Below are 25,978 nucleotides of genomic sequence, written 5' to 3'. Positions count from 1 at the left end.
CGTACCGGTCCCCTGCCGCGCCTGCGCCCGTGCCCGTGCCCGTTCCGTGACGGAATCGGCACCGGCCCATGCACCGCACACCGTTAGCGTCGGGCCATGATCGTATGGCTCAACGGCACCCACGGCGCGGGCAAGACGACGACCGGCGCGCTCCTGCAGCCGCTCCTCCCGGATGCGCGGGTGCTCGACGCCGAGAAGGTCGGCGAGACGCTCATGGACATCACACCCGGGCTGCCGGGGACGGACAACTTCCAGCACTGGCCGCCGTGGCGGCAGCTGGTCGTCGAGACCGCCCGCCAGGTACTCGACTACACCGGCGGCACCTTGGTCATGCCCATGACCGTCCTGGTCGAGCAGTACTGGCGGGAGATCAGCGCGGGCCTCGCCCGCCATGCCATCCCGGTACGGCACTTCGTGCTCCACGCCGAACAGGAGACCCTCCGCGGGCGCATCGAGGGGGCCGGCCCCGGCCCCTCGCCGTTCCGCCTCCGCCACCTCGCACCGTACGCCGAGGCGGCCCGCACATGGCTGCACGACGAGGCCGAGGTCGTCGACACCACACACCTCACGCCCGCCAGGGCCGCCCTGCGGATCGCGGAGGCCGTCAAGGGCTGACGCTCGATCCGCAGGGCGCCCGGCCGCGTCACACAGCCGACAGGAAGGTGTCACACAGGACGCGGAATGGGCCGCCAACTCCCGCTGTTCACACGTGACATGACCATCGGAGTAGCCATCAACGCGACCGGCGCCGGCAATCAGATCGACGCCACCGTACGACACGCCGCCGAGGCCGCGGCCGCGGGCCTGCGGTCGGCCTGGTTCGGGCAGACCTTCGGCGCCGACTCGCCCCAGCTCGCGGCGATCGTGGGACGCGAGGTACCCGGCCTGCAGGTCGGTACCTCGGCGATCCCCGTCTTCGGACGCCACCCGCTGCACGTCTCCAGCCAGGCCCTGACGGCGCAGGCCGCGACGCACGGCCGCTACCACCTCGGGCTCGCCCTCGGCACGAAGCTCCTGACCGAAGGGGGCTTCGGTCTCCCGTACGAACGCCCCGTCGCCCGTCTGCGGGAGTTCCTCACCGCGCTGCGCGCGCTGACCGAGAGCGGCAGCGCCGACTTCCACGGCGAGCTGATCACCGCGCGCACCCCCACCCCCGCGCACGTACCGGGCGCCGAGGACGGGGTGCCGCTGCTGGTGGCCGCGATGGGGCCGCAGGCGCTGCGCGCCAGTGGCGAGCTGGCGGACGGGGTCCTGCCCTATCTGGCCGGGCCCCGCGCCCTGGCCGAGCACATCGTCCCGGCCGTCACCGCGGCCGCGCGGGCCGCCGGCCGCCCCGCGCCCCGGATCGTGGCACTCGTGCAGGGCGTGGTCACCGACGACGTCGACGCCGTGCGCGAGCGGGCCACCGAGCAGCTCGCCTTCTACGAACAGATCCCGTCGTACGCGCGGGCCATCGCACTCTCGGGCGGCACACGGGCTGCCGATGTGGCCGTGATCGGCGACGAACGGACGGTCGCCGCCGAGGTCCGGCGCTACCGGGACGCCGGGGCGACGGAGGTGGTCTTCGCCGGAACGGAGATCGCGGGGGACGCCGACCGGCACCGCACCTGGGCGCTCCTGGGCGAGCTGGCGGGCTGAACGGCCCCGCCCGGCCGTCCTGCGCCGCTCACCCGCCGCTCAGCCCTCCTGGGCGAACGCAGGGCGCCCGTGCGCCACGCCCCACCGGCCGGCCCGCTCCCCGCGCCTGAGCCGCAGAGGGTTCGGCGACGGCCGGCCAGGTCTCACGGTGGCCGTGGATGCCGCGGACGCCCAGGTGGGGCGAGGGGACGTCACCCGGCACGAGGTCATCGGCGCGCTCCCCCGGACGACGTCCCCTCCGATGTGATCCTTCTCCGGCGGCGTCCACGGAAGGGCCGGTCAGGGGCCGAATCGGGCTGTCCGGGGAGAGAGATTGCGGGGCTGCGGACCGCAAGTGCGTCCAGCAGGCGCATACTGGCGTTAATGACAAAGCCAGCGGTTTCCAAACGTCATCTGCCGACCAGCCCTTTCAAGAGCCCCGTCGCGCCCCCTCGCAAGGAGTTCACGATAGGAGGCCGGGTGTCCCACGATGTGTACGGCCTCGGCCGGGTGACCGGCATCGAGGAAGGGGTCGCCGTGCTCGTCGACTTCGGCTCGATGCAGCACCGGATCATGAGCCCGTACAGCAAAATGACCAGTCTCTGAGGCGGCACGCTCCGAGGCCGCACCAGCCCGCAACGAAAGGCAGTCGTCCCATCGACATGACCTCGACGTTCTCCGCGCCGGAACCGGCGCCCCGCGGTGTCACGGCAGGGTCGCCGCCTCCGGCGAAGAATCCCTTCCAGGCCCCGGATTTCGGTGACGCCGCGTCCACGACCGACACCACCACCGCTGTTTCCGCCGGCAATCGGGACCAGCTGAACACGCCCTTCGCTCCGTAACACGAGACTCCGGGTCGCACGAGCTCCAGCCGGCCCGCAGCTCAGGCGTGCTGCGGGACCTCGTCCTTGAGTCCGGACCGGATCTGCTCCCGCAGCTCCGGCGTGTCGGTGTGTCCGTGCACCGATGCCGCGTGCTCGGCGGCGGCGCGCACCACTTCTTCCTCTTCGCCGGATATGGCAAGCGTGCAGTTCATCTCGCTCGGCATGTCCCGGCAGTCGACCATCTTGCGCATGACGCACCTCCTCACCTCCCAGTGTCGGCCCGCCGGGCCGTCCGCCGCATACGGGGAATCCCGTATGGCGCACCGCCCGCGCCGGCTGGTGCAGTGAAGGGACGAGGAGGAGGTGAGGACCATGGCGACCTCTGCCGCCGTCACACCCGGCGCTGCCATGGACGAAGACCGGGTGATGGAGTTCCTGGAGCAGGTCATCACCGACGGCGGGGCCGCGGTCGCCGGGTTGTGCACCTCGCTCGGCGACCGGCTCGGGCTGTATACGGCCATGGCCGGTGCCGGCCCGCTCACCTCGGCGCAGCTCGCCACCCGCACCGGCCTCGTCGAGCGCTACGTACGGGAATGGCTGGGCGCGCAGGTTGCCGGCGAGTACGTGACGTACGACCCGGCTCAGGACACCTACCTGCTGCCCGACGCCCATGCCGCGGTGCTCGCCGACCCCGATCTGCCGACCTACGCGGCGGGCTTCTTCACCATGATGCAGGCGGTCTACGGCACCGAGGACACCCTGGTGGAGGCCTTCCGCACCGGGGCCGGGGTGGGCTGGGAGGAGCATGCGCCGGCGCTGTTCGCCGGTACCGCGAAATTCTTCCGTCCCGGCTACACGGCAGCGCTGGTCCCCGAGTGGCTGGCCTCGCTGGACGGCGTCGTCGACAAACTGGAACGCGGTGCGACGGTCGCCGACGTCGGATGCGGCTACGGCTACTCCACGGCGCTCATGGCGCAGGCCTACCCCGCGTCGCAGTTCTGGGGCTTCGACTTCCACGGCCCCTCCGTCGAGGCGGCCCGCGGTATCGCGGCGGAGCAGGGCCTCGCCGACCGGGTGCGCTTCGAGACCGCGACGGCGCAGGATTTCCCCGGCGTGGACTACGAACTGATCACTTTCTTCGACTGTCTGCACGACACCGGCGACCCGGGCGGCGCGCTGCGGCGTGCCGAGCAGACGCTGGCCGATGACGGCACCTGCATGATCGTCGAGCCGAACGCCTCGGCGCACGCGCAGGAGAACGCCACCCCCATCGGCCGGGCGCTGACCGCCGCCTCCGTCGCCGTCTGCCTGCCGTCCGCCCTGGCCCAGCACGGCCCGCAGGCCATGGGCAACCACGCGGGTGAGGACGCCATGCGGGCCCTCGCGGACGAAGCCGGACTGCACAGCTGGAAGCTCGCGGCCGAGAGTCCGGTCAACCGCGTCTATGACGTCGGGCGCTAACCGCGCCCGACGCACCCGGCCGGTCTTCCCCCGGCCGGCCGGGCGCCCCTTGACGCCTCCCCCGCCGCTGCGCACGCTGGAAGAATGAGAGCGGCCGGGGAGGCCGGTCTGCGACGCATTCTCGCCGTCCTGGATCTCCTGATCGACGCCGCGGACGAGGACTCCCTCCTCCCGGCGCTGCTCCCCCTGCTGCTTCGGGCCGTACCGGGCGACAGCATCGCCTGGACCCCGCGCCCCGATCCGGCCAACCGGCTGATCACCCTGCCGAGCGGTCTGCTGACTCCGGACGCGCTGGACGCCTTCGCCCGGGAGTCGGCGGACGACGCACTGGTCGTGCACACCACCGCAGGCGCCGGCTCGCCGATGCGCCGCTCGACCCTGCACTCGCGCGGCGAGTACCACGCGCTGGCCGCGTACGCCGATGTCTACCGGCCGATCGGGGCCGAGCACCAGCTCGCGATGGCGTTCCCCGGCGGCTGGGCCGAGGGCGTGCCACGACGGGTGTGCCTGGCGGTCAACCGCAGCGGCAGTGACTTCTCCGACGACGACGTGGCGACGGCCGCCCTGTTGCGCAGTCGCCTCGGTCACGCCCTGAACCGGCTCGCGCCGCCGGGCCCCGCGGCGGCGCTGCACCTGGTCACCCGCCGCGAATCGGCCGTTCTCCGGCTGCTGGCGCACGGCTTCACCAATCAGCAGATCGCGAGCCGCCTGGCGATCAGCCCGCGCACCGTCGACAAGCATCTGGAGCACGCCTACGCCAAATTGCGGGTCGGCGGCCGGGTCGAGGCCGCGAACGCCTGGCTGACCGGCGGCGCGCCACCGCGGCCCGGCCCGGCGCGGTAGCGCTGCGGCCGCCACCGATGACTTCCGGCGGCGGCCGGCGTCTACCCGTCGCACAGCGACGACAGGCGCCGGGCGCCCGCGGGCACCCGGAATTCGGGAGGTAATTCCCATGACCACGGATGCGACCACCGGCACGACTGCCGGCGCCGGGCGTGCGGCGGGGACGGACGAGGAGCAGATCCGGGCGCTGCTGGAGGACCGCGCGGCCGCGACCGCCGCCCGGGACGCACGGCGGTTCCTCGCGCACTGCGCGCCGGAGATCGTCCAGTTCGACCTCGCACCCCCCTTGCAGCTCAAGGGCCCCGAAGCGCTCGACGAGAAGGCCGTCGAAGCCTGGTATGCGACATGGGACGGGGCCATCGAGGTGTCGCTCACCCAGGTCGAGATCACCGTTGGCGACGATGTCGCCTTCAGCCACAGCATCAACCGGATGCACGGAACGAAGGCGGACGGGTTCGAGGTGGAACTGTGGAGCCGGGCGACGACCGGCCTCCGCAAAACCGGCGGCACGTGGCGGATCGCGCATACGCACCACTCGGTGCCGTTCCTGATGGACGGTTCGGGGCGGGCGGCCCTCGACCTGGCGCCGTAGTCACGGACGAAGCCCGCAGGGGAATTCCCGGGGCGCCACCCGGCGGTCCGGGACCGCACGACCGGACCGGGGATGCCGAGGGGAATCGTGCTCGTCCACCTCGGGGCCGATGGCGCCCGCCGAATGCCTCGGCGCGGGACTCGTCGACGAGGTCCTGCTGCACGTCGCGCCCGTCCTGCTTTTCGGCGAGGGCATCCGGCTCTTCGACCGGCCCGGCCCGCCGACCGAGCGGGAGCCGACGACCGTGCCCCGGTCCGGCAAGGTCACCAACCTGCGGTTCAGCACCCGCACGGCCTCGTAGGGTCGGTAATCCCCTGGAGGGTGCGGCGGCATTCTGCCGGCATCGGCCCATGACCGAGATGTTCCGGCCGCCGGAATCCGCTGACCGTGCCGGAGCCGACCGCGCGGGTCAGGTGCGCAACGCCGCGCGCAACAACGCCCGTTGGTGCGATGCGGTGTGCCGCGCGCACGGCACACCGGGCGCGTTCACGGCGGAGAGCTGGACGAGCGCCCACCGGACACCGGCGCTCTATCCCGACGCCGTCACACTGACCGAGCGCGCCTCGCCGGCGGAGCTGCTGGCCAGGATCGACACCGGCGCGCCCGGCTGCACGGTGAAGGACAGCTTCGCGACGCTGGACCTGTCCGGGGCGGGGTTCGGCGTCCTGTTCGAGGCGCAGTGGATCCACCGCCCGGCCGGACTCCCGGCACCCGCGCCGGTGGACGGCGTCCGCTGGGACGTCGTACGGGATGCCGGCGCGCTGGCCTCCTGGGCGGCGGCGTGGGCCGGGGAGCCCGATGAGGGCGGGCCCGCCGGGGGCGCGGGCAGCGGGCCCTTCCGGGCCGAACTGCTCGACGACGCGGGGACGTTCTTCCTCAGGGGACGGAGCGGGGAGCGGGTCGTCGCCGGTGCGGTGGCCAGCCGGAGCGGGTCCGTGGTGGGACTGTCCAATGTGTTCGCTGCGGACGGCGGTACCGGGTCCGCCTGGGCGGGCGTCTTCCGCGCCGTCGCCGAACGGTGGCCGGAGCGGGCGGTCGTCGGCTACGAGTCCGGTGACGATCTGGATGCGGCGATCCGTCACGGCAGCGTGCCGATCGGGCCGTTGCGGGTGTGGTGGCAGCACAGCCGAAGGGACGGTTGAGGGGACGACCGGCCGGCGAGGGCAACAACTCTCCTCACCCGGAGTGAAGTTGGGATGCTCAGTGGCGGCCGTACCGGGTGCGCCGATGGTGGCCGGCGACGCCCCAGGCGGCCGCGCCGGCCAGCAGGATGCCGCCGAGCGCCGTGGTGGCGGTGCTCACGCCGGAGCCGCCGCCGAGGCCGGTGTGCGAGCCGCCCTGGGGGACGTCCTCACGGGGCCGGTCGGGCTGTGCGCCCTTGACGGAGACGGTCAGGGTGCCGGTGAACGTCTCCTGGCCGCCGTGCCCCTTGCCGGGCTTCGTGCCCTGCCCCTCGCCGGGCATCTCCCCCAGGCCGCCGGTACCTGGATCGCCCTCCCCCAGACCACCCGTACCTGGACCGCTCTCCCCCAGACCACCGGTACCTGGACCGCTCTCCCCCAGGCCGCCGCCGGTGCCCGGATCGGCCTCGCCCAGGCCACCGATCCCGAGGTCGCCTTCGCCCAGGCCACCGATCCCCGGATCGCCTTCGCCCGGCACAACGGTCCCCGGCACCTCGCCCACCCCCGGGTGCCCCGCCGAGCCCGTTTTCCACTCCGCACCCGGCTGCACGCCCGCACCCGGTTCCGCGCTCGGCGCCTTGGAGCCGCCACCGGCGCCGCAGGTGACCGTGACGGTGTACGAACCGGGCTTGGTGGCCTCGGGCACGGTGCCGGTGCCGCCGACCTGGTTGCTGAGCGGGGACAGCTTCATCGTCGGGATGCCCGCGCCGTCGAAGGCGGCCTCGCCGGTCCCGCCCGGACAGTTGCCGCCGTCGAAGACCGAGAACTCGCCGCCGGGTGTCACCGGGTCGGGCTGGACGACCACCTGGTTCGTCCCGTCCGACGCGGCTGCCGCACCGCCGCCGATCAACGTGACGGACGCGGCCAGGGCGCCGGCCGCGGGGGCGTTTCGCAGGACGTCGCGTAGGTGCATGCCACGAGCCAAACGTCCTGAGGTGCCCGGCGCACGTCGGTGCGGGCCCGAGGCCGGGGCCAACTGCCGGGCGGGCAGCCGGGTGTACGCGTCTTTGTGCAGGTCACACGAGTATGCCCCGGCGCGCGGCGGAAGGGGCGGTTACTGGTCTTTCCGAGTGGCGGCCGCACTCACACCGCGAGGTGGAGGCTCCAGCTGCCGGGCCGTCCGGTGAGCGTGGTCACCGACAGCGGCTGCACATCGATGCGCCAGTACGTGTGCGGCGGCGCCTGGAGCGCGTACACGAGGGCGGCACGGACGACACCGGGCTCGGCGACCGCCAGCAGGCCGGAGTACTCGTCGGCGGGCCGGGTGTCCAGCCAGCCGCCGACGCGGGTGATGAAGGCCAGCAGCGACTCCCCGCCGTGCGGTGCGGAGCGCGGGTCGGCGAGCCAGGTGTCCACCGCCTGGGGTTCCACGCCCGCCACCTCGCCCAGCGTGCGGCCGCGCCAGCGGCCCATGTCGCAGTCCCGCAGCGCCGGCTGGGCGAGCGGGGTGAGGCCGAGGGCGTCCCCGGTCTCCCGGCAGCGCGCCGACGGCGAGCAGTAGCGCAGCTCGGCCGCGGCGAGCCGGCACAGGACGGGGCGGCGCGCTCGGCCTCGTGCCACCCGGCGGCGTCGAGCGGGCGGTCGTCCTCGAACCGGGTCTCCAGCAGCGAGGAGCTGCGGGCGGCGGCGAGCAGCTTGAGGCGAACACTCATTCGCCGATGGTAAGAGCAGCACCGCCCGATGCGGTGGGGTTGATCGGATCTCGCAGAGATCCGCGGGGCGACCGGGCCTTCCCGTGCCCCGGTGCGCCCCGTCGGGTCCGTCTCAGCCGATCGGCCCGGGGTCGATCAGGCCCAGCGTCATCCACTGCTCCGGGGCCGTCAGACGCCGGAAGCCAATCTTCTCGTAGACGCCATGGGCGTCCTTCGTGGCGAGCGTGATCCTGGTCAGTCCGCAGGGCGTCATGTGGTCGGCGATCGCGTCGACGAAAGCGGTGCCCAGTCCCTTGCCGCGGTCGTCGCGGCCGATGTAGACGTCGCAGAGCCAGCCGAAGGTGGCGTGGTCGGTGACCATCCGGGCGTACCCGGCCTGCCGGCCCGAACCGGCCGCGTACAGGCCGAAGTTGAGCGATCCCGCGACGGCGCGGTCATGCAGCTCACGAGGGCGGTCCAGGGCCCAGTAGGCGTCGGTGGCGAGCCAGTGGTGGACCAGGTCCGCGTCCAGGCGGGCCGGGTCGGTGGAGATCTCGTAGCCGTCGAGGGCGTGATCGTTCATGGCGGGAGGGTGGCAGAAGCGCGGCACCGGCGTCGAACCGGCTGCCGCCCGGCCCGCGGCACCGGCACCCGGGCGCCGATCCCCCGGCCCGTCCGGGCCGCGGTAGCCTCACCCGGTCGCGAGGGACAGTTCGGCGCAGGCGGCGCGGAGCCGGCCGATGCCTTCGGTGAGTTCGCCGGTCCCGGATGCCGACGCGAAGCCCAGGCGCAGGTGCGGGGCCGGTGGCTCGGCGGCGTAATAGGGGCGGCCGGCCGCGACGGCCACGCCCGCGCGCAGCGCGGCACCGGTCAGCGCCGCCTCGTCCGTGCCGTCCGGCAGCCGCAGCCACAGATGGAAGCCGCCCGGCGGGACGAACGGGCCGCCCGCGGCCCCCTGCCCCAGGCCCGGACCGGCGAGCGCGGGCAGCTGCCGGCGCAGCGCGGTCACCACAGCGTCCCGGCGTACGGTCAACTCCCCCGAGATCAGGCGCAGATGACGGGGCCAAGCCGGCGATCCGACGAGTTCCAGGGCGGTTTCCTGGAGCGGGCCCGGCACGAAGAAGCTGTCGACGATCTGGACGGCGCGCAGCCGGTCGAGGACCGGACCGCGGGCGGCCAGCGCGCCCACCCGCAGGCTCGGCGAGGCGGCTTTGGTGAGGGAGCAGACATGGACGACCGTGCCGTCCCGGTCCTCCGCCATGAGGGTCGGCGGCAGGGCGGGGGCGTCGCTGTGGACCAGTCGGCGGGCGAAGTCGTCCTCGATCACGAACGCCCCGGCCGCGCGGGCCACCCGCAGCACCTCGCTCCGCCGCTGCGCGCCGAGCACCGTACCGGTCGGGTTCTGGAAGAGCGGCTGGCAGACGAAGAGCCGTGCGCCGCTGGCCCGGAAGGCGTCGGCGAGCAGATCGGTGCGCACCCCGTCCGCGTCCATCGGTACCGGCACCGGCCGCAGGCCCGAGGCGCGGGCGGCGGCCAGCATGCCCGGATAGGTCGGGGACTCGACGAGCACCGGCGCGCCGGGCGCGGCCAGCGCGCGCAGGGCGGCGGTCAGCGCGCTCTGGCCGCCGGCGGTGACCAGCACGTCGTTGGCGACGAGCGGGCCGCCGCGGCCCCCGATCTCCCGGGCGAACCAGGCCCGCAGTTCCGGTACGCCCTCGACCGGGGGCCGCCCCCAGGCGCCGGGGCGCCGTCCGGCCCGCGCCAGCGCGGCGGCGAGGGCGCGCTCGGGCTGGAGGCCGGGGTGGAGGTAGCCGCCGTTGAGTTCGATCACCCCGGGGGCCGGTACGGCGAGGGTGGCCAGCACGCCCGACGCGTCGACGCTGCGGGGCACCTGGTCGCCGGCCGGTTCCGCGCTCAGCGCGATCTCCTGCCAGGAGGTGTCGGCGGGGCGCGGCGCCTCGTCGCGCGGCTCGGCCCGGAACGCGCCGGCGCCGGGCCGGGTGACGACCAGCCCCTCGGCGACCAGCTCGGCCAGCGCCCGGGAAACGGTCACCGGGCTGACGCGGTGCTGCTCGACCAGGACGCGACTCGACGGCAGCTTCTCTCCGGGAGAGTAGCGGTTCAGCCCCGTACGAAGGATCGCGGCCAGTTCGGCCACACTGCTACGCTCATGCATGAGAGACAACGATAGCGCTACTACGTCGAGGGGGATAGCGGTCACCACCGCTCCCGAGCGCCCCGCCCCCGTGGCCCCCGCGATCGATGCGCCCGGCGCCCGGCCCGGCCCCGCCGGCGGCACCCCCGCCGTTCATGCCGCCCCCGTCGGCCGTGGCGTGCTGCTCGCCGTACTGGGCGTCGCCGCCTTCTCCCTCACGTTTCCCGCGACGGCCTGGGCCCTGGAGGGCATGGGCCCCTGGACCGTGGTGATGCTGCGCAACGCGCTCGCCGCAGCCGTGGCGGGCGGCTTCCTCCTGGCGTTCCGCGTGCGGGTCCCCGAGCGCCGCCACTGGGCGGGGATCGCGGTGGTGGCGGGTGGGGTCGTGCTCGGCTTCCCGCTGCTGACGACCCTCGCCCTGCAGACCTCGACCACCTCGCACGCGGCCGTCGTGGTCGGGCTGCTGCCGCTCACCACCGCCACCTTCGCGGCGGTACGGACCGGCGTCCGGCCCTCCCGCACGTTCTGGGCCGCCTCCCTGGCCGGCGCCGCCATCGTGATCGCCTTCGCGGTGCAGCAGAGCGGCGGGGCCCTCAGCACCGGCGATCTGCTGCTGTTCGGGGCGGTGGTGGTGTGCGCGGCCGGATACGCCGAGGGCGGCCGGCTGGCCCGCCACCTGCCGGGCTGGCAGGTGATCGGCTGGGCCCTGGTGCTCGCCCTGCCGGTGACGGTGGCGGGCGGGGCGATCGCGCTGTCCCGGGAGCCGCTGCACCTCACGGCCCATGCGGTCGGCGGAGTGCTGTGGCTGGCGATCGGGTCGACGTTCGTCGGTATGTTCGTCTGGTATCGCGGGATGGCCGCAATCGGCGTCTCCAGGGCCAGCCAGCTGCAGCTCGCCCAGCCGCTGCTGACGCTGGTGTGGTCGGTCCTGCTGCTCGGCGAGCACCTGCCGCCGGCCGCTCCGGCCGCGGCGCTCGCGGTCCTGGTGTGCATCGCCGTCACCCAGCGGACCCGGCCCCGGACGGGCCGCTGACGACCCGGCGCCCGACGGCTGCGGGCCGCCGGGCGGGGACGCGGCACCGGCCGTGCGCGCCCGGGTGCGGGCCAGGCCTCCGGACGTAAACTTGCCGCGACGGCTCGTTTTTGCCGTCCGGGCCGTAGCCGGCCCGTCATCCGCAGGCCGTCCACCGCCCGGCCGTCGCGCAGTCGGCCGTCCCGGTCACGCGGCCGCCCGAAGCGGGAGGAACCCCTGATGCATGCGAGCACGGGCGACCGGCTGCTGGTGCACGGCAGGACCGTCGGGCAGCACGACCGCGTCGTCGAAGTTGTCGAGGTACTGGGCACGAACGGCGATCCGCCCTACCGGGTCCGCGCCGAGGACGGGCACGAGGCGATCATGTCGCCCGGCCCCGACACGGTCGTCCGGCACGGCAGGACGGTCGACATCGGCCCCACCTGAGAGACGGGCCGCGCCCCGCGAGACGGCCGCCCCTGAGGAACGCGCAGCGGGGCGCCCGGCCCGCTACCGCCGCGGCGCACCCCCGTAGTGGTCGGTCACGACCCGCGCGAGCGCGCCCGCCCGGTCTTTGGCGACCTCCGTCGCCGAGAAGTACACATGACCGCCGACCTGCGGATACGAACGGGCGTAGGTGAGGTGGCGGGAGAGTTCGGCCGGGTCCTGCCAGGCGGCGGGCTGCGCCGGATCGCCCGCCTTGTAGAGCGCCTCCCCGATGTAGAGGTCGACCCCGGTGCCCGCCACGGTCCGCGACCACCACGGCACCAGCTCGGCGTAGTCGGCGGCCGCGAAGCCGAGGTTCCAGTACACCTGCGGGACGATGTAGTCGATCCAGCCCTCGCGCACCCAGCGGCGGGTGTCGGCGTGCAGGTCGTCGTAGGTCTGCACCCCGGCCCGGGTGGCGGAGCCCGCCGGGTCCGTCGCGCGATTGCGCCAGACCGCGAACGGGCTGACACCGAAGCGCACCCGGCGCTCCGCCCCCCGCGCGGTGCCGCGGATCCGGTGGGCCAGCTCCTGGATCAGCCGGTCGATGTTGTCCCGCCGCCAGTCCGCCCGGTTGGCGAAGCCCCCGCCGTGCGCCGCGTACGCCGCGTCGTCGCCGAAGGTCTGGCCCGCGACCGGATACGGATAGAAGTAGTCGTCGAGGTGCAGCCCGTCGACCGGGTGGTGGAGCAGCGCGTCCAGCATCGCGTCCTGGACGAAGCGGCGGACCTCCGGCAGCCCCGGGTTGTAGTAGAGCTTGCCGCCGTAGGGGAGGACCCACTCGGGGTGCCGGCGCGCGGGGTGTCCGGGCACCAGCCGGGAGGGGTCCGTGTGGTTGGCCACCCGGTACGGGTTGCACCAGGCGTGCAGCTCCAGGCCGCGCCGGTGGGCCTCGCGGACGGCGAAGCCGAGCGGGTCCCAGCCCGGGTCGCGGCCCTGCTGCCCGGTCAGGCACGCGGCCCACGGTTCGTGGCGCGACGGCCACAGGGCGTCCGCGGTGGGGCGCACCTGGAAGAAGACGGTGTTGAGCCGGCGTTCGACGGCGGCGTCGAAGTGGTCCAGGAGTTCCCTCTGTTGCACGGCGGGCGCCGCACCCGGTTTGCCCGGCCAGTCCCGGTTCGCGACTGTCGCCAGCCACATGCCGCGCATATCCTGTTTGTTCCGCCTGCTCCGCCGCGGCCCGCCACTCTCACCCACGGCCGTGGCCGATTCCGCACCGAGAAGCGTCGAGGCCGCGCCCAGCGCCGCCACCGTGAAGCCTCTTCGTGTGATCCACCTCATGAAATGCCCCCAACTTGTCCCATTCGTCCCGTACTAGCCGCTCAGAATGCCCGCCCCGGCGCGTTTAGCACACCACCGCGCGGAGTAACGTCGGGGCCGAGGCGGGCGCCGGACCCTTACGGCAGGCCGTCAGTCCTGAAGATCAGCGAAAGGCACGAGGTGACGGACACTTTCACCGACATTGCACGCGTCGGAGTGGTCGGCTGCGGCCAAATGGGCGCAGGCATCGCCGAGGTGTGCGCGCGCGCCGGGCTGGACGTCATGGTCGCCGAGACCACCGGCGAGGCCTTGGAGCTGGGTCGCACCCGCTTGACCAACTCCCTGAGCAAGGCCGCCGAACGCGGCAAGATCACCACCGCGGAGCGCGACGCGACACTGGGCCGCCTCAGCTTCACCACCGACCTCGGCGAATTCGCCGACCGCGACCTCGTCATCGAGGCCGTGGTGGAGAACGAACAGGTCAAGACCGAGATCTTCCAGGTCCTCGACCAGGTGATGACCCGACCGGACGCGATCATCGCCTCCAACACCTCGTCGATCCCGCTGGTGAAGCTGGCGGTCGCGACCTCGCGGCCCGACCAGGTCATCGGGATCCACTTCTTCAACCCGGCGCCCGTACAGAAGCTCGTCGAGCTGATCCCCGCCCTGACCACCGGCGAGGACACCGTCAAGCGGGCCGAGGCGCTGGTGCAGGACGTCCTCGGCAAGCACGCGATCCGCGCCCAGGACCGCTCGGGCTTCGTCGTCAACGCCCTGCTCATCCCGTACCTGCTCTCCGCGATCCGGATGTTCGAGTCGGGCATGGCCAGCCGCGAGGACATCGACAACGGCATGGAGCTGGGCTGCGCCCATCCGATGGGCCCGCTCAAGCTGTCCGACCTGATCGGCCTGGACACCGTCTCGTCGGTCGCCGCGTCGATGTACGAGGAGTACAAGGAGCCGCTCTACGCCGCTCCCCCGCTGCTCGCCCGCATGGTGGACGCGGGCCGGCTGGGCCGTAAGTCCGGCTCGGGGTTCTACTCGTACTGAGGCATGTCACGGGGCCGCCCGCCCGCCGCTCGGGGGAAATTCGGCGGGCGGGCACCAGGCCGGGGGCGCCCGTCCACCGGCTTCGGCCCCCGTGGCAATCCCCAGTCAACTCCCGTGCGGGCGGCGGCGGGAGCGTGTGAAGCGACCGGCCGGGTGTGCGTGCTTCACACCCCGTGCGAAAGCCCGCCCCGCGGGCGCCGCTCCCCGCCCGGCCGTCACCGTGCGTCACTTCACACGGGGTGTGCGCCGCAGACCCGCATATTCCCGCCGCACACGCTCCCGCCTTCCTTCCCAGCGCAGTTGACTGAGGCGCGTACGGACAGTGCAGTCGTTCGCCGAAGGAATGAGGAGCGGACCGTGACCGCCCACCCTGAATCCGATCTGGTCGCCGCCGAGTTAGCGGAGCTGAGGCGCAGCCTCGACGTACGCACCGCACGGGTCGACGGCCAACTCGCGCTGCTCGCCCAGCGCACCGAGCAGTACGTGCGTGACGCGGACGAACTACAGGCCCGCGTCACGCGGTTGGAGACGGCCCGCTGGCCGCTGCCCTCGCTCGCCGCGCTCACGGGGCTCGCGGCGCTGGTGGTCACCTTCTGGCAGGCCCTCGGCCGATGACCGCCCCTCGGCGCAACGGGTCAACTCCCGTCAGCCCAGCCGTATGTGGTGGAGCATCAGCAGCGCGGCGGCCATATTGGCGGCCGGCACCTCCCCTCGCGCCACCATGTCCGGCACCAGTTTGAGGGACACCCACTCCCGCCGGTCGGACTCGAAGTCGTCCTGGGGATGGCCGACATAGCTGCCCTCGTCGGACCAGTAGATGTGGTGCCGGGCGTCGGTGAGGCCGTTGGACGGCTCCACCGACAGGAGGTGCTTGAGGGGGCCGGGACGCCACCCGGTCTCCTCCTCCATCTCGCGCGCCGCCGCGGCCGCGATGTCCTCGCCGTCCTCGACGACCCCGGCGGCCAGTTCCCAGCCCCAGGTGTCGGTGATGAAGCGGTGCCGCCACAGCAGCAGCACCTCATTGGCCTCGTTGACCACTGTGGCGACGGCAACGGGCCGCATCCGGATCAGGTAATGATCGAGATGCCGCCCGTCCGGGAGTTCCACGTCGGCGAGATTGACGCGGAACCAGGGATTGGCATACACGGGCCGTTCGCTGAGATTGTTCCAACGCAACGTTCTGCCACCTTCCGCAGGGGAGCCGGCGAGGTGACACGGGCCCGGTCAGGGCGGTGACGCCCTACAGCGGAACGCGCAGCACCTCGTCGATGAGATCGGCGGCCGCGTCGGTCGCGGCGCTCCCGGTCTCCGCCAGATGCTCGCGCACCGCCCGCAGCCGGTCCCGCAGCCGTTGCGACTCCATGCCACGCGCCTGCTCCGTCATCTGCACGGCATTGGCCACGGCCCGGTCCGCATCGCCTTGGCGCAGCTCGATATGGGTGAGCATGGCCAGCCGGTGGACCCGGCCGCGGTCGTGGGCGGGGGTGTCGACGGCGGCGTCCGCCTGCTCCCGGGCGGCCCGCAGGTCACCCAGGCTCAGCAGGGCCTCCGCCACCTGTACGTTCACCAGCCCCGGCTGGACGTAGCCCGTCTCGTCGGGCTCCAGACCGGGTCTGATGCGTTCGGCGGCGGCCTCCGCGCGGCGGATGCAGGACAGCGCGCCGGCCCCGTCGCCCAGCCGGGCGTAGGACTTGGCCTGCATCGCGTAGAGATCCGCGGAAAGCGCCGGGGTGATCTGCGGGCCCGCCGCCCGCAGCGCCGCCTCCGCGAACGCCACCGCCTGGCGGTATTCGCGTACGAACAGGGACTGATTGACCAGCAGCGCGATCACGTACGCGCCCAGGCCCCGGTCCCCGCTGGCCTTGGCCAGCCGTAACGCCTGGTGGAAGTAGCGCTGGGCCAGCCCCAGGGCATCCGAGTCGTACGCGCAGATCCCGGCGACGGCGACCAGTCCGCCGGTGGCCCGGTGCAGCTGGCGGCCCGTCGCATCGGTGTAGCTGCCTCTCAGCAGGGGCGCCGCCTCGGTGTTGAGGAATCCGACGATGCGGGCCCTGGTCGCGACGCCGCCCGCCTTCCGGTACATGGACTCGTAGTGCGTCCGCGCCGACCGCAGCAGCTCGATGTCGGCCATGCCGACCCGGGCCGGTCCGTCGCGCGACACATCGGAGTCCTCGGGAGGGTTCTCCCACTCCCATACGGGCATCACGGCCGAGGTCCCGGTGAGCGCGGGGGCGGCGAGGATGTGCGGCCGCTGCTGCTCGTCGGAGCGCCACAGCGCGGTGGCCCGCTCGACGAAGCCGGACAGGGGGGTGTCCGGGGCCCGGCGCAGGCCCGGCCGGCTCAGCCCGATGTCGTCGAGCCCGACGGCGCGGTGCAGCCGTTCGCCGAGGATCTCGCAGATCAGGTCGGGCACCTGGCCGCGCGGCCGCTGCCCCTTCAACCACCGTGCCACCGCGGTGTGTTCGTATCGCAGGGCCAGTCCGCGGCTGCCGCCGAGCCGGTTGATGCGCGCGGCGAGCCCGGCATGCGAGATGCCGGCCTCGTCGAGGATCGCGTCGAGCAGAGTGTTGGGCTCCATACCGGCCTCCCGGTGAGCCGGACCCGCGCGGGCGGGCCCGTGATACCGCCCCGTGCGCTCAGCGTAGCGAAGGACGCTTCACACGGGGTGTGAAGCGCGCGTCATGAACGGCCCTACGGACCAGGAGTGTTGTGCGTCGGGCGGCAGCCGCGTCGGTCCGGCCGGCCGGCGTCCACGCACCCCGGCTCGGACCGCCGCACGCCGGGCGCCTGGGCAGGCACCCGCATCCGGTCGTTGCCGAGCATCAGCAGCGCGACGTCGTCGGTCAGCCGCCCGCCGGCGTGCCGCAGCAGCGCCTCCCGAACGTCCGCGACCACCCCGGCGGGCGAGGGTACGGGGCCCGGTGCGGCCTCGACGCTGCTGCGCAGTTCCCGGGCCAGCGGGAAGAACGCCCCCGCCGGATCCCGCGCGTCCTCGGCGCCGTCGGTGTGCAGGAACAGCGCCTCGCCGGGCCGCAGTTGCCCGCAGGGGACGGCGGGCAGCTCGTCGGGCAGCGGGAAGAGGCCCAGCGGCGGCATCGGCTCGGCGCGGACGCCCGACGTCACCCCACGGCAATCGATGCGGTACGGCCACGGGTGCCCGCAGTTCAGCGCGGTGACCCGGCCGTCCCGGGCGATCTCGACCAGCAGCACGGTCACGAACTCCTCGGCGACCGGGCTCACCGGCTCGCCCCCGCCGGCCGCCGGGTGCTCAGCGCGCGCCCTGTCCCGCAGGTGCCGGTGGTGCGCACGCTCCAACCGGCGCAGCACACCGCCGAGTTCGGGCTCGTCGTGCGCCACTTCGCGGAAGCTGCCCAGCATCGCGGCGACCGTACCGATGGCCTCCAGGCCGTGGCCGCGCACATCCCCGATCACCGCCCGGACGCCGTACGGGGTGCCCAGCACCTCGTAGAGGTCACCGCCGACCAGCGCGCCCTCGCTCGCCGACAGATGCCCGGCGGCCAGCAGCACGCCGTCGATCCGTGCCGGGAGCGGCCGCAGCAGCACCCGCTGTGCGGCATCGGCGACCTCCCGGGTGCGCTCCAACTCCCGTACCAGCCGCAGCCGCCGACCGGCCGTCAGATAGCTGGCGCCGATCACCACGAGGATCGCGCCGCAGGTCGTCGCGCGGGTGCCGACCCCGGCCGCCGGCTCCACCCCGCCGAACGGGACGAGCACGAGCAGCGCGCACAGGCCGCCGAGCAGCACGCACTGGCGGCGTCCGGTGCCGGCGCAGGCGATGGCCGGCGCGGCGGCCAGGAGCTGCAGCAGCCGGCCGCTGCTGGGCTGCCACAGCTCCCAGATCACCACACCGAGCACCCAGAGACCGGGCAGGACGAAGACGAAGGCCCTCCGGGCGCGTTGTGCACCCACCGGCGCGGCATCCCTCGCCCGGGTTCGGATCATGCCGATGGTCCTCCCCTGGTGGGCATTGGGCGATCGACCGGCCACAGCCCCGCGGTCTTCCCTCGGTCACGCGGCTGGATGGATCGACTGGATCGACCGGCTCCGATTGTTACGACGCCAGGTGTCCGGGTGGCGACGATGCGTGCCCTATCACCCGATGGAGTGATGGTGTGCGGATGTGACCGCACGGAGTCCCTCCGCGGTGCGCGCCCCGAGGAACGACGAAAGGGGTGAGGGTGTGGACCGCACCGAAGTGCCGTCCACACCCTCACCCCTCATGCCTTCCGGCAGCCGGCCCGGCGCTCGGCCGGAACCGGTCAGCCGCGCAGTGCCGCCCCCGTGCGCGCGAGCGCCGAGGCGACCGCCGCGTCCCGGGCGGCCGAGGCCTCCTCGGCGGTCAGCGTGCGGTCGGCGGCGCGGAACCGCAGCGCGTACGCGAGGGACTTCTTGCCCTCGCCGACCTGCTCGCCGGTGAAGACGTCGAACAGCCGCAGCGATTCGAGGAGTTCACCCGCGCCGTCGCGCAGCGCACTCTCCACGTCCGCCGCCGGCACCGCGTCGTCCACGATGAGCGCGACGTCCTGGGTGGCGACCGGGAAGGCCGAGATCCGCGGGGCACGCAGCGGGCCGGCCGCGGCACGCTCGACGCGGTCCACGTCGATCTCCATCGCGCAGGTGCGCTCCGGCAGGCCGAGCGTCTTGATGACGCGCGGGTGCAGCTCACCGGCGTTGCCGACGAGGATCTCCTCACCGTCGACAAGGGCGAGCAGCGCCGCGCACCGGCCCGGGTGGAACGGCGCGTGCTGGTCCTGGCGGACGATCAGCTCGACGCCCGCCTCGCGCGCGACCGTACGGCCGGCCTCGACGGCGTCCGCCCAGTTCGCCGGGCGGGCGGGGCCCCACCAGCCGGCCTGCTCACGTCCGCCGGCGAGGACCACCGCGGCGCGCCGCGGCTGCTCGGGGAGCGAGGCGTCCAGCGCGGCGATCTCGTCGTCGCTGGGCCGGCGGTCCACGACGAGCCGGGTGGCCGGCTTCTCGTCGCCGGTCGCCCGGAAGACCGGACCGGTCTCGAAGAGCGCCAGGTCGTGCGTGCCGCGGCCGTGGTTGCGGCGCAGCGCGTTCAGCAGACCGGGGATCAGCGTCGTGCGGAGGTCGGGCTCCTCGTCGGAGAGCGGGTTGACGAGGGTGACGGCCCGGCGGCGCGGGTCGTCCTGCTCGATGCCGAGCTGGTCGAGGATCGCCGACCCGGTGAACGGGTAGTTGAGCGCCTCGACGTAGCCCGCCCCGGCCAGCGCGCGGCCGACCCTGCGGTGCAGCCGCTGACGCTCGGTCAGCCCGCGGCCGGCCGGCGGCAGCGGGAGGGTGGAGGGCAGGTTTTCGTAGCCCTCCAGCCGGATGACCTCTTCGGCCAGGTCGTTCGGCTCGCTGAGGTCGGGGCGCCAGGACGGCACGGTGACGACGAGTTCGTCCTGCCCGTAGACGTCGCAGCCGACCTGCTGGAGGCGGCGCACGACGGTCTCCCGGCCGTAGGTGACACCGGCGACCTTGTCCGGGTGGTTCGCGGAGATGGTGATCGTGCGCGGACCGCTGGGCGAGACGATCTCGGTGACGCCGGGCTCGGCCTTGCCGCCGGCCAGCAGCACCAGCAGGTCGACGGTGCGCTGGGCCGCCGCCGACGCGGCCTCCGGGTCGACGCCGCGCTCGAAGCGCTTGGACGCCTCGGAGGACAGCTTGTGCCGGCGGGCCGTACGCGCGATGGAGAGCGCGTCGAAATGCGCGGCCTCCACCACGATGTCGGTGGTACCGCGGAGTTCGCCGGTGCCCGGGTCGGCGACCGCGCCCGCGATCTCGGTGTTGGCGCCGCCCATGACACCCGCGAGGCCGATGGGGCCGCGGTTGTCGGTGATGACCAGGTCCGCCTCGTCCAGCACCCGCTTGGCGCCGTCCAGGGTGGTCAGCTTCTCGCCGGCCGTGGCACGGCGCACGCCGATCGGCCCGTCCACGGAGGAGCGGTCGTAGGCGTGCAGCGGCTGGCCGATCTCCAGCATCACGTAGTTGGTGATGTCGACGGCCAGCGAGATCGGGCGCATACCGGCCTTCTGGAGCCGGCGCTGCAGCCAGATCGGCGACCGGGCCTCGGGGTTGACGCCCCGGACCGTACGCGCCGTGAAGCGGGTGCAGCCACGGCGGTCGGTGACCTCGACGGGGTAGCCGTCGGAGGTCGGCGGCGGCACGTCGAGCAGCGCCGGGTCCCGCAGCTGAAGGCCGTAGGCGGTGGCGGTCTCGCGGGCCACGCCGCGCATCGACAGGCAGTAACCGCGGTCGGGCGTGACGGCGATGTCCAGTACCTCGTCGACGAGCTGGAGCAGCTCGATCGCGTCGGTGCCCACCTCGTACTCGGGCGGCAGCACGATGATGCCGTCGTTGTCCGTCGCAGTGGCGCCGCCCATGCCCAGCTCGTCACCGGAGCAGATCATGCCGTGCGAGGTCTTGCCGTACGTCTTGCGGGCGGCGATCTTGAAGTCACCGGGCAGCACGGCGCCGGGCAGGACCACGACGACCTTGTCGCCGACGGCGAAGTTCCGTGCGCCGCAGACGATTTCCTGCGGCTCGCCGGTGCCGTTGGCGGAGCCGACGTCGACGGTGCAGAAGCGGATGGGCTTCTTGAAGCCCTCCAGCTCCTCGATGGTCAGCACCTGGCCGACGACGAGCGGGCCCTTGAGGCCGTCGCCCACCCGCTCGACGGTCTCGACCTCCAGGCCGACGGCAATGAGCTTGGTCTGTACGTCACGGCCGGACTCGGTCGTCGGCAGGTCGACGTACTCCCGCAGCCAAGAAAGCGGGACCCGCATCAGATCTCCATCCCGAACGGCCGGGTGAACCGGACGTCGCCTTCGAACATGTCGCGCATGTCTTCCACGTTGTGCCGGAACATCAGCATCCGGTCGATGCCGAACCCGAACGCGAACCCGCTGTACTTCTCGGGGTCCACACCACAGGCGATCAGCACCTTGGGGTTGACCATTCCGCAGCCGCCCAGCTCGATCCAGCCCTCGCTGGAGCAGGTGCGGCAGGGCCGGTCGGGATTGCCCACGGACGCGCCACGGCAGACGTAGCAGACCATGTCCATCTCGGCGGACGGCTCGGTGAACGGGAAGTAGTTCGGCCGCAGCCGGGTCTTCATGTCCGGGCCGAACAGCGCCTTGACCATGTGGTCGAGGGTGCCCTTGAGGTCGGCCATGGTCAGGCCCTCGTCGACGGCCAGCAGCTCGATCTGGTGGAAGACCGGGGAGTGCGTGGCGTCCAGCTCGTCGGTGCGGTAGACCCGCCCCGGGCAGACGACGTAGACCGGCGGCTCGCGGTCGACGAGCGTACGGGCCTGGACCGGCGAGGTGTGGGTGCGCAGCACGACACCGGACTCGTCGCCCGTGGTGCCTTCACCCTGGACGAAGAAGGTGTCCTGCATCTGGCGCGCCGGGTGGTCGGGCACGAAGTTGAGGGCGTCGAAGTTGAACCACTCCGCCTCGACCTCGGGGCCCTCGGCGACCTCGTAGCCCATCGCGACGAAGACGTCGGCGACCCGCTCCATGAAGGTGGTCAGGGGGTGCCGGGCGCCTGCGGGCACGCGGTCGTACGGCAGCGTGACATCCACCGCCTCCTCGACGAGCACACGCGCGTCGCGCTCCGCCTCCAGCTCCTCCTGGCGGGCCTTGAGCGCCTGATTGACCCGGCCGCGGGCCTGGCCGACGCGCTTGCCGGCTTCCGCCTTGGCCTGCGGGGGCAGGGCGCCGATCTCCCGGTTGGCCAGCGCGAGCGGCGAGCGGTCGCCGGTGTGCGCGACCTTCGCCTCGCGCAGCGCCTCCAGGTCGGCCGCTGCGGCGACGGCGGCCAGCGCCTCGTCCAGCCGTCGGGCGATCTCTTCCGGTTTGAGGGCTTCGACCTCGACAGGGTCGTACGACTTATTGGGTGCGGACATCTCTTCCCGTGCTTCCGGTGGACTGGCTTGGCTTGGCTCGCTTCGCCTCGGCCTTCGATCACAAACTTCGGATGCCGAGCCCGCGCTGTGCCCGCGATGCTTGTGCGCCAAAGGTGCCAAAGGTCAAGTCTAAGGGGCGGGCCTTCACGGCCCGAGCGAACCCCTGGGGCGAAGGCGCCCGCCGCTGCCCGCTAGGCCATGAAGGCCGGGGCCGCGACGGGCAGGCTGAATCGGAACTGCGCGCCGCCGGCCGGCGCCCGGCCGACGGTGATCGTCCCGCCGTGCGCTTCGACGATGCCTTTGACGATGTAGAGGCCGAGGCCCGTGCCGCCGCGTTTGCTGCCCCGCCAGAAGCGGGTGAAGACACGGCTCATCGACTCCTCCGGAATGCCGGGCCCCTCGTCGCTCACGGTGACGGTCGTCCCCTCCGCGCTGGTCGTGTCCGATGACGGTCCGACCTCGATGGTGACCGTTCCCTCGCCGTGGCGCACCGCATTTTCCAGCAGGTTGCCCAGCACCTGGTCGACCTTGTCCGGGTCCGCCCACAGATCGGGCAGCGGCTCCAGCATCCGGATCAGGAAGCGGTCCGGCCGCTGGCCCGCCGTGGCCTGCGCCTGGACGTGCCGGCGGACCGCGGCGCTCATGTCGACCCGCTGCCGGCGCACCTCCAGCCGTCCGGAGTCGATCCGGGAGATGTCCAGAAGCTCGGCGATCAGGCGGGTGACGCGGTTGGCGTCGGCGTCGACGGTCTCCAGCATCAGCCGCTTCTGGTCGTCGGTGAAGCGTTCCCACTTCTGGAGGAGGGTGGCGGTGAAGCCCTTGACGGAGGTCAGCGGCGAGCGGAGCTCATGGGCGACGGTGGCGATCAGCTCGGCGTGGCTCAGCTCCGTACGGCGCCGGGCCTCGGTGCCGCGCAGGGCGATGACCAGCCGCTCCACGGGGCCGGTGGGCCGGCTGCGGACATAGCGGGCGGAGACCAGCACCTCCCGGCTGCCCAGCAGCAGATTGCGTTCGGGCTGGCCGCGGCGGATGGCGAGACCGCCGTAGGGGTCGGTGAGGGTCCACCAGCGGCGGCCCTCGATGTCCTGCAGCGGCAGGGCGTGCTCCAGGGAGTGGCCGAGGGCGTCCCGGGCGGCGATGTCGGTGATCCTGGCCGCGGCCGCGTTGAAGCAGATCACCCGGCCGGTCTCGTCGGCGACGACCAGGCCGTCGGGCAGATCGTCCGGGTCGAACCCGAGACCCGCCCCGGGCTCGTCACTCCGCAGCCCGCCGGCGGGCGGAGCGCCGCGCACGGGTCCGTCGGACGGGCAGCTGTCAGCGGCGACTGTGGTGCCGGAAGTCCTCACACTCATCCCCGATACCCCCTTCCGGGCCCCGAGCACGTCACCCTACTAGCTCGGATCGGATGTGCCGCGAAGATCCCGGGGCACTCCCCTCAGGCGGGTGACACGGACCGGCAGCCGCCGGCGGTGCGCTGGGCGCGCGCGGAGGCGTACAGGCAGACCGCGGCGGCCGTGGCGAGGTTGAGGCTCTCGGCCTTGCCGTGGATCGGGACCCGCACCACCGCGTCCGCCAGCTCCCGGGTCTCCGCCGGCAGCCCCCAGGCCTCGTTGCCGAAGACCCAGGCGGTCGGCCCGCTCATGGAGCCGGCGTCCAGCTCGGCGTCGAGGTCCTGCTCGCCCGCACCGTCGGCGGCGAGGATCCGCACCCCGGCGCCTTGGAGCCCGGCCACCACGCGCTCGACGGGGACGCCCACCGCGACCGGCAGATGGAAGAGCGAACCGACCGATGCGCGTACGGACTTGGGGTTGTAGAGGTCGACGGAGGCGTCGGTGAGGACCACGGCGTCCGCGCCGGCGGCGTCCGCGCAGCGCAGGACCGTACCGGCGTTCCCCGGGTCGCGGACGTTGGCGAGCACCGCGACCAGCTGCGGGCGCGCCGCGAGGATCTCCTCGAACGGCGAGTCCAGGAAGCGGCAGACGCCGAGCAGGCCCTGCGGGGTGACCGTCTGGGAGATGTCGGCGACGGTCCGGTCGTCGGCGTGGTGCACCCGGACCCCGGCGGCATGGGCGGCCGCGATGATCTCGGCGTGCCGCTCGGCGGCCTCCACGGTGGCGAACAGCTCCAGGAGCGTGGGCGCCCCGTCGACACGGTGCGCGATGGCCTCCCGTACGGCCTGCGGCCCCTCGGCGATGAACCGGCGTTCCTTGCCGCGGAAAGCGCGGCGGGCCAGCCTCCGGGCGGCGGCGACGCGCGGGGAACGCGGGGAGATCAGCTCGGGGGTGCCCATGGGCGGCGGCTCACTTCTTGGGTTCGGTGCGTGGGGCCCCGGACCGTGCGCCGGTCCGGAAAAGCGGCGGACCCGCAGGCCGGGGCCTGCGGGTCCGTGTGCTACGTCGTCAGGCTGAGGTTCAGGCAGCCTTCGGGGCGTTGACGTCGCTCGGAAGCGCCTTCTGCGAGGCCTCGACGAGCGCCGCGAACGCGTTGGCGTCGTTGACCGCGAGGTCGGCGAGGATCTTGCGGTCCACCTCGATGTTGGCGGCCTTCAGACCCTGGATGAAGCGGTTGTAGGTCATGCCGTTGGCGCGGGCAGCGGCGTTGATGCGCTGGATCCACAGCTGACGGAAGTCGCCCTTGCGCTTCTTGCGGTCGTTGTAGTTGTAGACGAGGGAGTGGGTGACCTGCTCCTTCGCCTTGCGGTACAGACGCGAGCGCTGGCCGCGGTAGCCACTGGCCTGCTCGAGGATCGCCCGGCGCTTCTTGTGGGCGTTGACCGCCCGCTTGACGCGTGCCACTTGTTAACTCCTTGTAGCGGGGCCGCGGTTGTCTTCACGCGGCCCGGTTCGATTGGGTCCCGGTCTCAAGTCCTGCGCCCGGCCGCCGGCGGGGCGCAGGACTCACTTGCCGAGAAGCTTCTTGATCTTCGCGGCGTCGCCCGGGGCCATCTCGGCGTTGCCGCTGAGGCGACGCGTCACACGGGACGACTTGTGCTCGAGCAGGTGGCGCTTGCCGGCGCGCTCGCGCATCACCTTGCCGGAGCCAGTGATCTTGAAACGCTTGCTGGCACCGCTGTGCGTCTTGTTCTTCGGCATGCGCCGTTCTCTCCTCGTCAGTGGCGCCCCCACCGGCACGGACCGGCAAGTGGGAGCGTCAGATGTTTCGGTTGATGTCCGGGGCGGGGCGCCCTGGGCCCCCCTCGAAGGTAAGGGGAGCGAATCCGGGACTCACGCCTCGGGGATCACGCCTGGGCGTGCTCCTCGGTGGGCTCCTCGACGGGCTCCTCCACGGACTCGTCCGCGGGAACTCCGCCTTGGCGCTCGGCCTTGCGGGCGGCCTGCGCCTCACGGGCCTCAGCCATCGCCTCGGTCTTCTTCTTGTGCGGACCGAGAACCATGATCATGTTTCGGCCGTCCTGCTTCGGATTCGACTCGATGAAGCCGAGGTCCTCCACGTCGGACGCGAGCCGCTGCAGCAGTCGGAAGCCCAGCTCGGGGCGGGACTGCTCGCGACCACGGAACATGATCGTGATCTTGACCTTGTCACCCTGCTTGAGGAACCGGACGACGTGACCCTTCTTGGTGTCATAGTCGTGCGGGTCGATCTTCGGCCGGAGTTTCATCTCCTTGATGACCGTGTGCGCCTGGTTCTTGCGCGCCTCACGGGCCTTCATGGCCGACTCGTACTTGAACTTTCCGTAGTCCATGAGCTTGCAGACCGGCGGACGTGCGTTCGCCGCCACCTCGACCAGGTCGAGGTCGTACTCCTGCGCAAGCTCCAGGGCCTTGGCAAGCGGCACGATGCCGACCTGCTCGCCACTGGGACCGACGAGTCGCACCTCAGGGACGCGAATCCGGTCGTTGATGCGGGGCTCGGCGCTGATGGATCCTCCTCGGTAGCACCACGCGACGGCCTGGCGGACTGCCGCGT

Annotated in this window: 27 protein-coding genes and 1 pseudogene; 12 read left to right on the top strand and 16 right to left on the bottom strand. The window is 72.9% G+C overall.

All coding sequences use genetic code 11. From position 1 onward, the window contains the following. Positions 1-96: 96 nt before the first annotated feature. From ACIRQ7_RS23725 to ACIRQ7_RS23715, 3 genes are all read left to right on the top strand, one after another. A complete protein-coding gene (locus ACIRQ7_RS23725) occupies positions 97-615 on the top strand; it encodes an AAA family ATPase (protein WP_404264797.1) in 519 nt (172 codons plus the stop codon). Positions 616-714: 99 nt separating this feature from the next. Continuing rightward, positions 715-1,638 carry a TIGR03564 family F420-dependent LLM class oxidoreductase gene (locus ACIRQ7_RS23720; protein ID WP_404264796.1) on the top strand — a complete coding sequence of 308 codons (924 nt, stop codon included), beginning with the start codon at positions 715-717 and terminating at the stop codon, positions 1,636-1,638. Between the two features lie 363 nt (positions 1,639-2,001). Continuing rightward, positions 2,002-2,223, top strand: coding sequence for a hypothetical protein (locus tag ACIRQ7_RS23715; RefSeq protein WP_401473268.1), 222 nt, complete (start codon positions 2,002-2,004; stop codon positions 2,221-2,223). A gap of 277 nt (positions 2,224-2,500) precedes the next feature. Here the strand turns inward: ACIRQ7_RS23715 and ACIRQ7_RS23710 are convergent, their stop codons facing one another. Then, positions 2,501-2,692 carry a DUF1059 domain-containing protein gene (locus tag ACIRQ7_RS23710; RefSeq protein ID WP_401473271.1) on the bottom strand — a complete coding sequence of 64 codons (192 nt, stop codon included), beginning with the start codon at positions 2,690-2,692 and terminating at the stop codon, positions 2,501-2,503. A 121-nt stretch (positions 2,693-2,813) separates the two neighbouring features. Between ACIRQ7_RS23710 and ACIRQ7_RS23705 the strand changes: the two genes are divergently transcribed. From ACIRQ7_RS23705 to ACIRQ7_RS23685, 5 genes are all read left to right on the top strand, one after another. After that, positions 2,814-3,902 (top strand): class I SAM-dependent methyltransferase, encoded by a 1,089-nt coding sequence (locus tag ACIRQ7_RS23705; RefSeq protein WP_404264795.1) that lies wholly within the window; start codon positions 2,814-2,816, stop codon positions 3,900-3,902. A gap of 84 nt (positions 3,903-3,986) precedes the next feature. Next, on the top strand, positions 3,987-4,745 hold the full coding sequence (locus ACIRQ7_RS23700) for a response regulator transcription factor (RefSeq protein ID WP_404264794.1): 759 nt from the start codon (positions 3,987-3,989) through the stop codon (positions 4,743-4,745). A 109-nt stretch (positions 4,746-4,854) separates the two neighbouring features. After that, the gene (locus ACIRQ7_RS23695; RefSeq protein WP_404264793.1) at positions 4,855-5,337 is read left to right on the top strand and encodes a YybH family protein; all 483 of its coding nucleotides are present in this window, start codon (positions 4,855-4,857) and stop codon (positions 5,335-5,337) included. Between the two features lie 109 nt (positions 5,338-5,446). Then, the gene (locus tag ACIRQ7_RS23690) at positions 5,447-5,638 is read left to right on the top strand and encodes a hypothetical protein (RefSeq protein ID WP_404264792.1); all 192 of its coding nucleotides are present in this window, start codon (positions 5,447-5,449) and stop codon (positions 5,636-5,638) included. Between the two features lie 58 nt (positions 5,639-5,696). Then, a complete protein-coding gene (locus ACIRQ7_RS23685) occupies positions 5,697-6,479 on the top strand; it encodes a hypothetical protein (RefSeq protein WP_404264956.1) in 783 nt (260 codons plus the stop codon). Between the two features lie 58 nt (positions 6,480-6,537). On the opposite strand, the gene ACIRQ7_RS23680 is transcribed toward ACIRQ7_RS23685, so the two are convergent. From ACIRQ7_RS23680 to ACIRQ7_RS23665, 4 genes and pseudogenes are all read right to left on the bottom strand, one after another. Then, positions 6,538-7,431 (bottom strand): hypothetical protein, encoded by an 894-nt coding sequence (locus ACIRQ7_RS23680; protein ID WP_404264791.1) that lies wholly within the window; start codon positions 7,429-7,431, stop codon positions 6,538-6,540. A 170-nt stretch (positions 7,432-7,601) separates the two neighbouring features. Then, positions 7,602-8,170: pseudogene (locus tag ACIRQ7_RS23675) on the bottom strand (histidine phosphatase family protein). Between the two features lie 112 nt (positions 8,171-8,282). Continuing rightward, positions 8,283-8,732, bottom strand: a complete 450-nt coding sequence (locus ACIRQ7_RS23670; RefSeq protein WP_404264790.1) for a GNAT family N-acetyltransferase — start codon at positions 8,730-8,732, stop codon at positions 8,283-8,285. A gap of 108 nt (positions 8,733-8,840) precedes the next feature. After that, entirely contained in the window at positions 8,841-10,325 is a 1,485-nt protein-coding gene (locus ACIRQ7_RS23665) for a PLP-dependent aminotransferase family protein (protein ID WP_404264789.1), read from the bottom strand. On the opposite strand from ACIRQ7_RS23665, the gene ACIRQ7_RS23660 reads away from it, so the two are divergent. Further along, the gene (locus ACIRQ7_RS23660; RefSeq protein WP_404264788.1) at positions 10,324-11,337 is read left to right on the top strand and encodes a DMT family transporter; all 1,014 of its coding nucleotides are present in this window, start codon (positions 10,324-10,326) and stop codon (positions 11,335-11,337) included. The two genes, ACIRQ7_RS23665 and ACIRQ7_RS23660, sit on opposite strands and share 2 nt — an antisense overlap. A 219-nt stretch (positions 11,338-11,556) precedes the next feature. Beyond that, positions 11,557-11,763: a DUF1918 domain-containing protein gene (locus tag ACIRQ7_RS23655; RefSeq protein WP_401473300.1), complete on the top strand. Its 207-nt coding sequence runs from the start codon at positions 11,557-11,559 to the stop codon at positions 11,761-11,763. A gap of 63 nt (positions 11,764-11,826) precedes the next feature. On the opposite strand, the gene ACIRQ7_RS23650 is transcribed toward ACIRQ7_RS23655, so the two are convergent. Then, positions 11,827-13,083: a glycoside hydrolase family 10 protein gene (locus tag ACIRQ7_RS23650; RefSeq protein WP_404264787.1), complete on the bottom strand. Its 1,257-nt coding sequence runs from the start codon at positions 13,081-13,083 to the stop codon at positions 11,827-11,829. A gap of 159 nt (positions 13,084-13,242) precedes the next feature. Here ACIRQ7_RS23650 and ACIRQ7_RS23645 point away from each other — a divergent pair, with 159 nt between their 5' ends. Together ACIRQ7_RS23645 and ACIRQ7_RS23640 are read left to right on the top strand one after the other, a co-directional pair. Continuing rightward, positions 13,243-14,112: a 3-hydroxybutyryl-CoA dehydrogenase gene (locus ACIRQ7_RS23645; RefSeq protein ID WP_401473305.1), complete on the top strand. Its 870-nt coding sequence runs from the start codon at positions 13,243-13,245 to the stop codon at positions 14,110-14,112. A 357-nt stretch (positions 14,113-14,469) separates the two neighbouring features. Further along, entirely contained in the window at positions 14,470-14,727 is a 258-nt protein-coding gene (locus tag ACIRQ7_RS23640; RefSeq protein WP_404264786.1) for a hypothetical protein, read from the top strand. A 30-nt stretch (positions 14,728-14,757) separates the two neighbouring features. On the opposite strand, the gene ACIRQ7_RS23635 is transcribed toward ACIRQ7_RS23640, so the two are convergent. The 10 genes from ACIRQ7_RS23635 to infC all read right to left on the bottom strand — a co-directional run bounded on the left by ACIRQ7_RS23635 (position 14,758) and on the right by infC (position 25,931). Then, positions 14,758-15,288 carry an NUDIX domain-containing protein gene (locus ACIRQ7_RS23635; RefSeq protein ID WP_404264785.1) on the bottom strand — a complete coding sequence of 177 codons (531 nt, stop codon included), beginning with the start codon at positions 15,286-15,288 and terminating at the stop codon, positions 14,758-14,760. A gap of 64 nt (positions 15,289-15,352) precedes the next feature. Beyond that, the gene (locus ACIRQ7_RS23630) at positions 15,353-16,690 is read right to left on the bottom strand and encodes a transcriptional regulator (protein ID WP_404264784.1); all 1,338 of its coding nucleotides are present in this window, start codon (positions 16,688-16,690) and stop codon (positions 15,353-15,355) included. A 113-nt stretch (positions 16,691-16,803) separates the two neighbouring features. Further along, positions 16,804-18,075 carry a PP2C family protein-serine/threonine phosphatase gene (locus ACIRQ7_RS23625; RefSeq protein WP_404264783.1) on the bottom strand — a complete coding sequence of 424 codons (1,272 nt, stop codon included), beginning with the start codon at positions 18,073-18,075 and terminating at the stop codon, positions 16,804-16,806. Positions 18,076-18,392: 317 nt separating this feature from the next. Further along, positions 18,393-20,927: a phenylalanine--tRNA ligase subunit beta gene (gene pheT, locus ACIRQ7_RS23620; RefSeq protein ID WP_404264782.1), complete on the bottom strand. Its 2,535-nt coding sequence runs from the start codon at positions 20,925-20,927 to the stop codon at positions 18,393-18,395. Further along, complete coding sequence (pheS, locus tag ACIRQ7_RS23615; RefSeq protein WP_404264781.1) at positions 20,927-22,051, bottom strand: phenylalanine--tRNA ligase subunit alpha; 1,125 nt, start codon at positions 22,049-22,051, stop codon at positions 20,927-20,929. Before pheS ends, pheT begins: the two co-directional genes overlap by 1 nt. 191 nt (positions 22,052-22,242) lie before the next feature. After that, positions 22,243-23,403 (bottom strand): ATP-binding protein, encoded by a 1,161-nt coding sequence (locus ACIRQ7_RS23610; RefSeq protein ID WP_404264780.1) that lies wholly within the window; start codon positions 23,401-23,403, stop codon positions 22,243-22,245. An 83-nt stretch (positions 23,404-23,486) separates the two neighbouring features. After that, positions 23,487-24,341 carry a TrmH family RNA methyltransferase gene (locus ACIRQ7_RS23605; RefSeq protein ID WP_401473329.1) on the bottom strand — a complete coding sequence of 285 codons (855 nt, stop codon included), beginning with the start codon at positions 24,339-24,341 and terminating at the stop codon, positions 23,487-23,489. Between the two features lie 121 nt (positions 24,342-24,462). After that, complete coding sequence (gene rplT, locus ACIRQ7_RS23600; protein ID WP_018087732.1) at positions 24,463-24,846, bottom strand: 50S ribosomal protein L20; 384 nt, start codon at positions 24,844-24,846, stop codon at positions 24,463-24,465. A 102-nt stretch (positions 24,847-24,948) separates the two neighbouring features. Beyond that, positions 24,949-25,143, bottom strand: a complete 195-nt coding sequence (gene rpmI, locus ACIRQ7_RS23595; protein WP_398557566.1) for a 50S ribosomal protein L35 — start codon at positions 25,141-25,143, stop codon at positions 24,949-24,951. A gap of 146 nt (positions 25,144-25,289) precedes the next feature. Continuing rightward, positions 25,290-25,931 (bottom strand): translation initiation factor IF-3, encoded by a 642-nt coding sequence (gene infC, locus ACIRQ7_RS23590; RefSeq protein ID WP_404264955.1) that lies wholly within the window; start codon positions 25,929-25,931, stop codon positions 25,290-25,292. Positions 25,932-25,978: the final 47 nt, after the last annotated feature.

Origin of the sequence: Streptomyces sp. NPDC101393, assembly GCF_044767385.1 — a bacterium.
GTDB lineage: Bacteria > Actinomycetota > Actinomycetes > Streptomycetales > Streptomycetaceae > Streptomyces.
The sequence above is the reverse complement of the archived record's forward strand: the minus strand, read 5'-3'. Positions and strand labels throughout refer to the sequence as shown.